The organism is Amorphus sp. MBR-141 (genome assembly GCF_053628695.1).
This window is the reverse complement of the sequence record NZ_JBRJGW010000049.1, coordinates 1-11,573: the sequence shown is the minus strand read 5'-3', so window position 1 is coordinate 11,573 and position 11,573 is coordinate 1. Positions and strand designations below refer to the sequence as shown.

The 11,573-nt window shown below is 63.4% G+C and carries 9 protein-coding genes; 5 read left to right on the top strand and 4 right to left on the bottom strand.

Going from position 1 to position 11,573, the window contains the following annotated elements; translation table 11 throughout:
- Window positions 1-549: 549 nt before the first annotated feature.
- Window positions 550-912, bottom strand: a complete 363-nt coding sequence (locus tag ACSSVZ_RS27155) for a hypothetical protein (protein ID WP_453973996.1) — start codon at window positions 910-912, stop codon at window positions 550-552.
- A 281-nt stretch (window positions 913-1,193) separates the two neighbouring features.
- On the opposite strand from ACSSVZ_RS27155, the gene ACSSVZ_RS27150 reads away from it, so the two are divergent.
- The 5 genes from ACSSVZ_RS27150 (at window position 1,194) to ACSSVZ_RS27130 (ending at window position 8,625) form a co-directional block, all read left to right on the top strand.
- Window positions 1,194-4,070, top strand: a complete 2,877-nt coding sequence (locus ACSSVZ_RS27150) for a diguanylate cyclase (protein WP_453973995.1) — start codon at window positions 1,194-1,196, stop codon at window positions 4,068-4,070.
- A 587-nt stretch (window positions 4,071-4,657) separates the two neighbouring features.
- Window positions 4,658-4,948, top strand: a complete 291-nt coding sequence (locus tag ACSSVZ_RS27145; protein ID WP_453973994.1) for a DUF736 domain-containing protein — start codon at window positions 4,658-4,660, stop codon at window positions 4,946-4,948.
- A 60-nt stretch (window positions 4,949-5,008) separates the two neighbouring features.
- On the top strand, window positions 5,009-5,248 hold the full coding sequence (locus ACSSVZ_RS27140) for a hypothetical protein (RefSeq protein WP_453973993.1): 240 nt from the start codon (window positions 5,009-5,011) through the stop codon (window positions 5,246-5,248).
- Between the two features lie 889 nt (window positions 5,249-6,137).
- A complete protein-coding gene (locus tag ACSSVZ_RS27135; protein ID WP_453973992.1) occupies window positions 6,138-6,812 on the top strand; it encodes a plasmid mobilization protein in 675 nt (224 codons plus the stop codon).
- Between the two features lie 34 nt (window positions 6,813-6,846).
- Window positions 6,847-8,625 carry a relaxase/mobilization nuclease domain-containing protein gene (locus tag ACSSVZ_RS27130; RefSeq protein WP_453973990.1) on the top strand — a complete coding sequence of 593 codons (1,779 nt, stop codon included), beginning with the start codon at window positions 6,847-6,849 and terminating at the stop codon, window positions 8,623-8,625.
- A gap of 56 nt (window positions 8,626-8,681) precedes the next feature.
- Here the strand turns inward: ACSSVZ_RS27130 and ACSSVZ_RS27125 are convergent, their stop codons facing one another.
- The 3 genes from ACSSVZ_RS27125 to ACSSVZ_RS27115 form a co-directional block, all read right to left on the bottom strand.
- On the bottom strand, window positions 8,682-9,131 hold the full coding sequence (locus tag ACSSVZ_RS27125) for a hypothetical protein (protein WP_453973989.1): 450 nt from the start codon (window positions 9,129-9,131) through the stop codon (window positions 8,682-8,684).
- A 374-nt stretch (window positions 9,132-9,505) separates the two neighbouring features.
- Window positions 9,506-10,909, bottom strand: a complete 1,404-nt coding sequence (locus ACSSVZ_RS27120; RefSeq protein ID WP_453973988.1) for a CerR family C-terminal domain-containing protein — start codon at window positions 10,907-10,909, stop codon at window positions 9,506-9,508.
- 59 nt (window positions 10,910-10,968) lie between these two features.
- Window positions 10,969-11,433, bottom strand: a complete 465-nt coding sequence (locus ACSSVZ_RS27115; protein ID WP_453973987.1) for a hypothetical protein — start codon at window positions 11,431-11,433, stop codon at window positions 10,969-10,971.
- Between the last annotated feature and the right edge of the window lie 140 nt (window positions 11,434-11,573).

Below are 11,573 nucleotides of genomic sequence, written 5' to 3'. Positions count from 1 at the left end.
TCCATCGCCAGCCTCCATCAAAGCTGGCTCCCTATGAATCACGCATCACACGCCGACGGAATCCCGAAAATCACACTTCTGCCAAAGTAGTGCTAAGCCGAAGGCGCAATTCCTCTGCAGCCGCTGGCGCACGGTTTGGGATCAGCAAGACGCTTCTTGAGAGTCTCGAGGATCACCACCCGTTCGACCAGATGCGGATGCGACGATCAGCATCTCGGTCGAGATCAAAGATTTCGAGAGTGACCCTGATGTCCACGCCGTCCTGACTGATTTTAGGCTCGACGACGATCCAGACACCGTCCGGCTGACCTATAAACTGCGGGCGTCGCCGGGACCCGACCATACACCGGCGAGCGATGGTGGCGTTTCGTTTGTCTGTTTTGGCGAGGATAGCGAGGCAAAGCGTTTCTGTCACGATTTGCGGCGACGGATCACCATGGATCTTGTGCCAGCATTGCGTAAGGCCGAAGGTGACCTTGCCGCTTGGCGACGCTCACCCCCTCCGGCCACTGGTCGAGGACGCGTTCGTCGCGATCGATGCCGCGAAACTCAAAGAGATTGGCGGAAGTTTTCTGGGGCAAGTGGGGCCGCGATCGAGTTCGGCGAGGTAAAGGCGATCGAAGGCCACATAGCGGAGTTGTTCCTTGCGATGGCAGGGGAAAAATAAAATGGATATCCCCGGTCGTTGGATCGGCGCATTTCCGAGAAGATGGCTCGAATACCGATCGCCAGGAAGCCTATTTTGCTTCCCAAGTCGAGATTGACGGGATCTGGGTTGAGAGTTCTGATCGGATGGGCTTTTCCCGCTTCTGCAGCGACGCGCCAGCGAGCGTTGGAAGGGCTGATATGGAGCGCTGATCTCACCGCGCCTTCTTCAAAGCAGGAAATCGTAGTTGCTTCTCTGGCATTCATTCTGCAGCAGCAACCGAGGGAAGCGTCGGCATTGCGCCCAATTGTGACCCCATGTTGGACCCGCCCGGTCGCGCGATCTTCAGGCGGAAGATGCGAGATATGACGCCATGCAAATAGCGTATCCACTTCTCTTGGTGAGGTGAGGGGCAGGTTTGAGGGCGTTCGAACGAGTGAAGCGTAGACCAGGGCATGATGTTTCGGTCGTTTGCCGGGCCGGAGTGGGCTTAGCTCTGGCGCTCCTAACACTCTTCGCCAGTGCGAGCGCGAGCCTCGCCGTCGAATTGACCGAGGCCGAGCGGCAGTGGATTGCCGATCATCCCACCGTTTCCGTCGGTGTGGTCGCGGACAACGAGCCGTATTCCTTTTTCCGCAACGGCAGCATGATGGGGTGGACGCTCGATGTGCTCGATCGCATAGAGCTGGAGACCGGCCTTCATCTCGTGCCGCGCATGGGTGCCTGGCCCGAGATCTACGGCACGTTCCGTGCCGGTGCGCTCGACGTCATAGCGGACATCTCGTTGACGGACGCACGGCAACCCTTCATCACCTTCACAGATGCATATCACCAGCGCCGCACGGTGGTGTTCCAGAACGTCGACCATCCGCTCGCTCTCCCCGTAAGCGTGAAGGGACTGACTGAAAGGCGCATCGGCATCGTCAAAGACATTTACTACGCTGGCGCTTTGCGTGAGGCAGGCATCGAGCCGGCGGAGTACGACACCTATCGTGACCTGATGGCCGCGCTCGCTTTCGGCTGGGTCGATGCCGTGATCGCGGCCGAGATGACCGGCAATTTCTTTGCGCGTGAGAATGGCTTCTCCAACATTGCTTCAGTTGGCGCCGTCCCGGTGACCGGAGTGTCGCTGGAAGACTTTCGCCTGGGTGTTCTGAACGTCGAGGGCGACCCGAACCGGGAGGTGCTCCATGGCATTCTCGCAAAGGCCGTGGCCGCACTGCCGACCGAGGAATTGGCAGCCATCACCGAGCGCTGGCTCAGTTTCCGGAGCAGCAGAGCCCTGTCAGTCGGCGGTCCGCTCCGCCTCCTGCCGGAGGAGCAGTCGTTCGTCGCCAACACGCAGCCCCTGACGGTCGGCTTCATCAGCGACTACGAACCGTTCAGTTTCCTGGAGGACGGCAAGGGACAGGGACTGGCGGTGGATCTGGCGCAAGTGATCTCCGCGTCCACCGGCCTCACCATGATCCCGGTTTACGACAACTGGTCGAACCTGCTCGACGCCTTTCGCAGCGGCGAGATCGATATCATCAGCAACATCTCCCGCACTAAGGAGCGCGAGGCCTACACGCTGTTCTCGCGCGAATACCATCGGATCCCGAACGCAGTTTTCGTGCGCTCCGGTTTCGGACCCTATCGCGGACTGGAGTCGCTGGAAGGTCGGAGCGTGGGCATTGGCCAAGGCATCTATTATGCGAACGCGCTGGAGGCGCGACTGAAGGACGTGCGGGTCTACTCCACCCAGGAAGAGATTCTTGAGGCACTTGCGGACGGTGAGGTAGACGCGGCCATCATGGCGCTGTCGAACGGCAACGCAATCATCCGACGCTTGGGGTTGATCAACATTGAAATCGGCGGCGAATTCCTGATGGAAGGCGTCGAACGCGAAGACCTGAGATTTGGCGTGTCGCCCCTCTACCCCTACGCCCGCAGCATCATCGATCGAGCGATGAGTGCGATGTCGACGGCCAGCTGGAACGCGCTCGAATCACAGTGGCTTGGGCCCCCGCTCGCAGGCGTCGCCCGAAACCGCCCGGTGTTGACGACGGAGGAGCGCGACTATCTGGACGCCAAGGGGGTCTTGAAGGTTTGTGTCGATCCGCTCACCCCTCCCTATACGGCGGTTGATGAGGACGCCAACTTTACCGGCGTTGCGGCGGAGGTGATGGAGCGGTTGGCCCAGCAGGGGGGCTTTTCTTGGCAGGTCGTCCCGGTACCGATCTGGGGTGCTGCTGTGCAGAAGGCGCGGGACTATGAGTGCGACGTACGTCCCTTTGTCGCTGACAGCACCGCCCAAGACGACCGGTGGACCTTCACGCTGCCCTACCTCGTCCTTCCGATGGCGGTGGCAAACTCGCTTGACGCACCGATCGTGGACCGCATGAGTGAGCTGATCGGCAAACGGGTGGGCGTGGCGCCGGGCGGAAGTCCGATCCGCGCTCTGGAGCGACGCTATCCCGACGTCACGCTCGTCGAAGTACCCAATGAGGCGGAGGCGCTCGACGGTGTGCGCCAGGGGACGATTGACGCCGCGATCGGAACGTTACCGAGCCTTGGCTACCTGCTTGCGTCGGAGCGTCTTCATGACGTCAAGATTGCCGGCCGGATCTCCGAGGACTGGCGAGCGTCGATTGCGACGCGGGCTGACGAGCCCATGCTCGCCGCCATCTTCTCAAAGCTCGTTGGCGGGCTCGACGCGGAGGATGTGCAGGCGATGCTGAGCCAGCAGATGTTGGTCAGGATCGACGAGAGAGTCGACTATACGCGGCTCCTCGTGCTTGGCGCAGGGGCTATGCTGGTCCTGGCTCTCGTCGTCTACTGGAACCGAAAGCTGAAGCGTTTGAATATTGCCCTGGAGCGGGCCAATCAGAAGCTGCAGGACGTCAGCATCACTGACGCATTGACCGGTCTCTACAACCGCCGCCATTTCGACGCCCGGATCGCAGAGGAGTTCGGGCTGTGCCAGCGCAACGGACGGCTATTTTCGGTGGCGATGATCGACGTCGACCATTTCAAGCAGGTCAACGACGAGAGTGGCCATGTCTTCGGCGATCAGTGCCTGCGCCACATCGCCGAGCTGGCGCGCACCATTTTCGGACGTGAAGGCGACGTCCTGGGGCGCTACGGCGGAGAAGAGTACATCGTATTCACCCCCGGCGGTTCAAGCGGGGATTTCTTCGAACGCTTAGAGGAGTTGCGCAGGCTCGTAGCGCAAAAATCATTCCAAAGCGCTGACCAGACGTGGCATTTGACGATCAGCGCCGGCGGTCATGCAGCGGTCCCGCGGCCCGATGAAACGCCGAGCGACTTTGTCCGTCGCGCCGACGCGCGGCTCTATGAGGCCAAACAGAGTGGCCGCAATCACGTCGTCGCAACCGCGCGCCCCGACAATGAGATGGCGGAGGATCCTTCGCCAGATGCGTGACCCCGGGAGATGTGCCGGTGCTCGGATGGCAAGCTTGCATCCCGCGTGGTGGGGGCCTGTCCCCACCGCGGCTCCATGAGCAACATCAGCGTGGTTGCGTTCATACGGTTGCGAACAGGCCCGCGGCCGGCGCCGGGTGTAGCATTGTCTGAGCTCTCTGGCCGCCGCTCGCCAGGTTGTCATGGGGGCGCAGATCCCGTCCGCTGTCATCGTGGGCGGAGCAGGTTCGCATTTCTGAATGTTTTTCACCTGGGCCAATCGGTCACTTGCCGAATATCGTGTTTGTCGCCTCGCCCGGTGAGCAAGAGTCCCGCTGCCATGGCTCCTTTCGGCAGGCTGTTCGTCGCTCGCTGCGTCCTTTCCTTTGCATGGCGGACCTGGCCCCGGCGCCGTGCCCGGCAACGGCGTGCGTCGACTTTTCTCCCCGGACCTTCGGTCATTCCGCGCGAAGCAGAAAAATCGGCGCGTGCCGTCGTCCGCTTCGCTTCCGCCCTCCGGGTGCAGGACCCGGCCTCAACCGGGGCCGACGGTGAGCCATGGAAAGGTCGCGAGGAGCGCGGCCTCAAACACACCGAAAGGAGAAAGAGATGGCAACCATTGGAACCTTCACCAAGACCGAGCGCGGCTACACCGGCGATATCCAGACCCTGACCTTCAAGGCGAAGGTGGCGCTGACGCCCGTGACAAGCGGCGGCGACACCGCCCCCGACTACCGCGTGACGGCGGGCACAGCCGAGATCGGCGCGGCCTGGATCCGCACCAGCGAGGCCGGCAACAGCTACCTCGCCGTCAAGCTGGACGACCCGAGCTTCCCGGCTCCGGTCTACGCCAACCTCGTCGACCGCAACGGCAAGCAGGTCCTGATCTGGACCCGCTGACGACCATCGGCCCCGCCCCAGCGGCGGGGTCGGTTTCATTTCAGAAAGGAGATTTTAATCATGAGCATGAATACGAACCACTCCACCGCTGACCACGCCTTCGCCGAGATCGCCGTCGAACAGCTGACCGTCTACCGCTACGTCGTGGCGCTGACCGACGAAGTCCGCGACCCTGAGGCGGTCGCCCTTGCCCGCTTCAAGGCGGGCGAGATACCCGATCTTGGCCCGGCCGATGGCGAGGCGCACGATCTCAGCACGTTCTATATCGACGAGCACCTGCTGCACCCTCGCCAAGTGTGAGAGGCACCGTTGGATTCCGCTCCGCGCCCGCGGAGCGGTTTCGGCTTGACGAACGGACAGCCATACACCGGCCGACAGACTCATTCTTAATATCGAACGCAGTTCACTTTCAGCTCTGGCTGGCCGATACCCCCTCGGCGTCGCTAATCTGGACCGGTTCCGCGAGCCTGCCGCTCCCAGAGGTGGCGGGTTTTCGCCCCGTGTTCCGGGCCCCTTGTTCCGTCGTTCCAGCGTGGGCGAGGAGACGGATCCCAACGCGGTTCGAGGGGCGCGGCGCACGCCATTGATGCCGGTCCAGCCGACGGAGGAGTCCTCCTCTGTGCAGGTTCGGTCCTACGACCTAAATAGGTGTGACCAGTCGCACTTCTGCAGCCCGATCCGGACCAGCTCGGCCAGCTGACTGACCCGTGACGGACGGGCATTTCCGAGCACCCCGAACGGGGCCACCGGCCCCAAATGTGCAGGATCAGTGAACAGCCAGATCCGGCGATTCCGGACTGGGTAACCTGCTTTCTGTTGGCCAGCGCCGCGGCCCATATCCCGCTGCCCGTGCGGCCCGGAGAGGCCCGCGCGCTTCTGTTTTGTTGGCCGGTGTTGGCCCGTACCGGATCATGCTGGACATCGCCGCCTGTATTCGATAAGTATTGAATAAACTATTCGCCTCCGTATTGCGGCTTTTGTCCCGAGTTACCATAACAGTCTCAGGATGGAAAACAGTCGTATGCGGGAGGCAAGATGTACGTTGTCCCACATTTATTCGCATCACCTCGCCAAAGACTGGCGGCGGTGACGACTCATAAGCGGGCCAACCTGTGCGGCATTCGCCCCCTGACGGGGGCTCAAGCCGGCGCATGTCTTTGGGACGCGAGGCGCGTCCGGGAGGTGCGTCATGGGGCGTAGGGCGCTCGCCGCAGAGGCGCGCCAGGCCGCCATCCTGGACGTGCGGTTGCCGGGTTCCCAGCGCGCCTTTATCGCCGAGTGCGCCGAGCGCGGCGGCACGTCCGTGGCCGACTATGTGCGCGGCGTACTCGCGGGTGTGCGACGCCGGCCGTACCGGCGGCGGTTCGAGCGGCTGAAGACCGACGCGAAGATCCGGGTGCGGATGACGGTGGCGGAGCTGGACCGGCTGCGGTCGCTTGCCCGGGAACGTGGCATGAGCCTTGGGCGCTATGTGCGCCTGGTGCTGTCCGGTGCCCGGCCGCGGGGTCGGTCTGCGGCTCCGCAGGCTCTGAAGCAGGTCGTCTACGAGCTTCAGTCCATGGGGGCGAACTTCCGCCAGCTCGCCGCGGGCCTTGGCGATCCCGACTATCTGGAATGGCGCACCCACGTCGCCGTGATCCTCGTCCGCGACTGCGTTCGGGCGGTGGACCAGGCCGAGGCCATGGGAGAGTTGCTAGGTACGATCAACTATGCCGGTCATCTGCTGAACTGGCTGGCCTACCGTGCCAATGCTGGCCACGCCGTGACCGAGGTTGAAGAGGCCGACGTACTAGAGGCCGTAGCCGCTGCGCTCAAGCCGCTCGAGGACTGCGTCTGGGCGGCAGAGGCCGCGTCCGGCCGCTAGGGCCGGCTCTGGGTAGCGGGCGAGGCGATCGGTCATGCGGTTCAAAGTGGGCAAGCAGCAGCCGGCGAGCTTCCGGGCGGCCGCCCTCTATCTGGCAGGACAGACCCGCAAGCATCGCGAGGCAGAGCGGGCGCGGCAATCGGAGCGCGGTGGAGGAGGTCCGGATGGTCGGAGCGACGACGGTCGCCTTGGCGAGACGTCGAGCCCGGCGTCCCGGGGCGAGCGGGTGCTCTGGGTGGAGGAACGCGGCCTTGGCACCACCGATCCGGAACAGGCCGCCCGTATCATGGCGATCACTGCCGAGCGCTCCCAGCGGGTGCGCCAGCCCGCCCTCCACTTCATCGTGGCGTTCGATCCGAAGGACGCCCGCCGTGGCCGTGTCGATGCGGAGTCCATGCGGGAGATTGCCGGCGAGCTCACCGAGAAGCTCGGGCTCAACGACCACCAGATGCTGATCTACGCCCATGGTGATCGCGAGCATCCCCATCTCCACTTCCTGGTGAACCGGGTTCATCCCGAGACCGGCCGGGCCTGGAGCCAACGCAACATCGGGCTGAGGCTCACCACCCTCTGCCGGGAGATCGCCGAGGCGCGCGGCCTCAATGCGCTCAAGGAGCGGAACCGGGAACAGGAGCGCGGGAGAGATGCCGACCGCACCGGACCCGTCTCCGATGGCGAGTACCGCACCGCCCAGCGCGAGGGCCGGGAGCCGAAAGCTCCGTTCGACCGGGAGGCACTCGCCGAGCTGAAGACCAGCCTTGCTCCGGCCTTCCGCGAGGAGACAAGCTGGGCCGGCCTGAGCGGCCGGCTGGCGGCCCGAGGCCTTTATCTGCGCGCCAAGGGCCAGGGCCTGATCGTCACTGACGGCCGCGCCTATGCCAAGCTCTCTGAGCTCGGCAAGACCGTCCGCCTGAAGGAGCTGGAAGACCGCTTCGGCGAACGCTTCGCCGACTACTATGCGCGCGAGGCGAGAGGCCTCGTGACTGAGCGCACGCGGGACGGGTCAACTCGGTCGCAGGCAGATGGCCCGAGTGGTTCCGCGCCCTCCGAGGAAGGGCTCTCCGACGACGCCCGGCGCCATGCCGACTGGCGGGAGGCGCGCGACACCCCGGGTCGGGGCCGTGGCGACCTGGACAGTCTCCATCGTGTCGAGACGGCCGACTTCGAGTACCGACGCTGGGCGCTCCTCGACGAGACGCTCACCACCTCGCAGAAGCAGATCCAGCAGGCCGAGCGCACCATGCGCAGCCGGTCCTACGCGCTCGATCGCAACCGTGGCCGCGAAGTCGTGACCTACGACCGCATGCTGCATCACATGAAGGCCCTCTTCGCCGACCCGGACAAGGCGCACGCGCGTTGGGCTCAGCTTGAGCGAGAGCTCGGCGCCGGCGATGCGGCCGAGCTGGTCCGCAAGCAGCCTGGCCTCATTGGTGGCCTCGCCCGCGAGCAGAAAGCCCGGAGATCAGGCCGCCCCAGCGCCAAGAGCTGGGAGGCGCTCACAAAGGCCCGGACCCGTTGGCGCGATGCCCAGGCAGAGCTGGAAGACACCCGTCAGAAGGCGATCGACGCGCGCCACGCCGCCGAGCGCGTGCGCTCCAACTACCGCCATCTCCAGGCCCAGGTCGGCGACCGCGATCTGGTCAAACGCTATCTCCAACGGTCCCTCCGCCTTCGCGCCCGCGCCCTCGACCGCGTCAATCACCGCATGTTCGAGAAGAGCCGCCTTGCCGACGAGCGCATCGCGCAACTTCATCGGGCGTGGCGCAAGCACAACGAGCGAGAGAGGGAACGCGAGCGGGAAAGGGGCCGGTGAGAATCACGGCCTGGGCTGTCGTGGCCCGAGCGGCATTCTCTCTTGGACGCAAACGCTCACCGAAACCCCGACCCGTCCCATGTGAGCGTGTCGGTTCCTGCTCCCGAGACGACGTTGATGGTGACAGGTCCGGACGTGTCCTTGACCGTAAAGTCGAGGGCCAGGAGCTCGTCCTCCAGAACGAGCAGATCGCCGCGGCGCACATAGATGAGCAGCGAGCAATTGGATGCACCGCAGAACAAACTCAGACCCTGGTCGCCGCACTGGATCCCGGCATGGTGGATGATCAGATCATCTCGACCGTCTCCGGTGAGATCGCCTTCATAGATTGCAGCGGGCATGATCGAGGCTGGGGCGCCATCGCAGGCTTTCTCTGTCTGCTGCTGGATGAGCCATTCGGCCGCCTTTGAGCGGGCTTCTGCATCCGCGGGCACGAGCGTCGACAATGCCGCCACGGCTACGGTAGCGATCGGGGCAAACGGCCAACTTTTTGTGCTTGCCTCCATCTCACTGTGCCCCTCCTTGAAGCATCGCTGTTTGCTGCCCGCGTTGATAAACTGGAGGAGGCGGCGATCGTCTACGTGCGGATGCAGGTTTGGCTACCACCCGATGACATCTATCTCGCCGATAAAGACGTGATTCCACCTCTACCGAGGCCGAACTCTCACCGTTGTGTGCGACGCCATGAGATCTCGTTTTTGTCGAAGGCCGGCCAGAAGAAGCATACACGGTTGAAGGCAACATACCCAGAACTATCGAGCCGGTACTTGTCAACGAGTGGTCGCCGGGCCACGGCAATTGCCCGTCTCTTCTGCGCGGTCGCCGGCACCGGGAATTGTTCCCGATGCCGGAGATAGTCCTAGATCGGGCGGTTCGCCACTCAGGCGATCTTGGAGATCGCCTCGGAGATCTTTTTCCAGGTGCGTTCGTGGGCTTGTCTCGTCTGGTCGATGCCGTCTTTGACCGCCTGCCAGGATTCGTCTCCTGCCGCGGACGCTTGGCCGAGCTTGGCTTCGACCTTGAAGCGTGCGGCGTCCAGGCGCTCAAGCGCGGCGTCGAACTCCCCGTGGGCCCGATCGACGGCCTGCGAGGCTGACGCGCGGATCGCATCGACCGAATGCTGCCAGGACAGGCGCTGCGCTTCCGCACGGGCGGAAACCGCAGCCTTCGCGACGTCGGCCTGATCTGCGGCCGCGGTCAGAAAACTCTGGAACGCGAGTTCGATCTCGTCCCATTCGGCTTCGAGGGAATCATAGACGGCGTCGGCGACATCCCGGGCGGCATCGACGTCCGCACGGAGCGTGTCGACTTTCTTGGCGTATGCTTCGCGTGCTGCCTTGAGCCGGCCCAGAGCCCTGTCGGCGTCCTTGCGTGCGTCTCCCCTCACATCGTCGACGGATTTTTCCAGCGAGGCGAGGGTGGCGTCGATTTCGTCAAGCTTCTGCTTCGTCCACTCGACCTGTTCGTGAGCACGACTTTGTTTCGTCATGGTCGGTTCCTCTTTTCGGGTTCGGTGCCGGGCCAATACCGGCGGTTTGTGGAAAAACGTCAGACGTCTCGCGCCCCGCCGACCTCTCCCGCGGGGCCGATCTCCCGCGCGCGGGAGGGGCCTGTCGGCGAGGCCGAGTTCGCGCAGCGCGGATTGCCGGATGATCGCACCGAGCCGGGCCAGCTCCCGCTGCCCGAGCCGCTCCCATCCCAGGCTGCGCAGGGCCATGTTGTGCAGGGCCCGGAAGTTGATGATCGACGCGAGAATGCACGCGACCTGGATACGAAGGTCCTCGTCGTCGGGAGTTCGGCCGGTCGCCTCGGCAGCAACCGATGTGAAGGCACGAGAAAACCGGGCAATCGCCGTCTCGTAGATGATCTCGAAGGCCTCGTCGGCCTCGTGCTCGCAGCGGACCAGGAACGCGATCCAGTGCCGCGGCTCCTGCCCGCCTACGACAACCTGAACGAAATCGCGCAGGGCGCCGTCGATCCGCACCACGGGATCGACGTCTCCGCTGCGCTCCAACCGAACGGTGATCGGCTCCAGCACGTCGTTCGCATGGTCGGCGATCGCCTGGGCCGCGGCGACGTAGAGCTCGCGCTTGCCGCCGAAATGGTAGGGAATCGCAGCAAGGTTGACCCGAGCCTTGTCCGCGAGCATGCGGGTCGTCGCCCCTTCGTAACCGAGGGCGCCAAAAACTTCGATCGCCGCTTCTATCGTCCGCGCGCGGGTCTCGCTGCTGCGTGCGGCGTGGCCGTTCGTTTCCGCTTCGATGGTCGCCGGGGTCACACCCATAGGCAGGTCTCCTGTCGTCGAACAATTAATTCATTCGAACGAACTTTTATTGACATCGATCAACCCTGCGGTTCTCGCGTGGGGGAGGCGGCGTGGACGCGAAGGCCCCCGACGAGCAGATCGAGATGGGTATCGATAAACATGTCCTGGTCGATCGGCTTGCGATCGCCGAACACGACCAGCCAGATGTTCAAAAGCACCGTCGGGCCCAGGATGATCTCGGGAAAGCTTTCCACGCGACTCGATCGGAATTCGCCAGTCTCCACGCCGCGACACAGGATCTCACGGACCCGGATCAGCGCGGGCTCGAGAAATTCCGCGAAGTGAGTGTCGAGAAAATCTGGAAAATGGTGTCCCTCGGAAATGATGAGATGAAATAACTCGCGTGACGTTCGCTCTGCTGCAACATTCGAGTATAGGAAGCGAATGTAAGATAGAAGCTGTTTTTCCGCAGAATCGCCTGTCTCGGGGTTGTTTGGGGGATTCAGCTGAGGGGTAAAGTGGCGAATTACCTCAGTGAACAACTTCTCCTTGGTTTCAAAGTAGAAGTATACCGTCCCTTTGGTGACCTGGCCTGCTCCCCGGCAAGTGGCCACTGTTGTGAGTTAGATTTCGGCTCCAACATTGGAGCTGAGAATGCCGAAGAAGCGCTATTCCCCTGAAC

Bases quoted from the DNA above. Each gene is read 5' to 3' on its own strand.
- ACSSVZ_RS27155 (WP_453973996.1), bottom strand. From the start codon at position 912: ATGAATGCCAGAGAAGCAACTACGATTTCCTGCTTTGAAGAAGGCGCG.
- ACSSVZ_RS27145 (WP_453973994.1), top strand. From the start codon at position 4,658: ATGGCAACCATTGGAACCTTCACCAAGACCGAGCGCGGCTACACCGGC.
- ACSSVZ_RS27140 (WP_453973993.1), top strand. From the start codon at position 5,009: ATGAGCATGAATACGAACCACTCCACCGCTGACCACGCCTTCGCCGAG.
- ACSSVZ_RS27135 (WP_453973992.1), top strand. From the start codon at position 6,138: ATGGGGCGTAGGGCGCTCGCCGCAGAGGCGCGCCAGGCCGCCATCCTG.
- ACSSVZ_RS27130 (WP_453973990.1), top strand. From the start codon at position 6,847: ATGCGGTTCAAAGTGGGCAAGCAGCAGCCGGCGAGCTTCCGGGCGGCC.
- ACSSVZ_RS27125 (WP_453973989.1), bottom strand. From the start codon at position 9,131: ATGGAGGCAAGCACAAAAAGTTGGCCGTTTGCCCCGATCGCTACCGTA.
- ACSSVZ_RS27120 (WP_453973988.1), bottom strand. From the start codon at position 10,909: ATGGGTGTGACCCCGGCGACCATCGAAGCGGAAACGAACGGCCACGCC.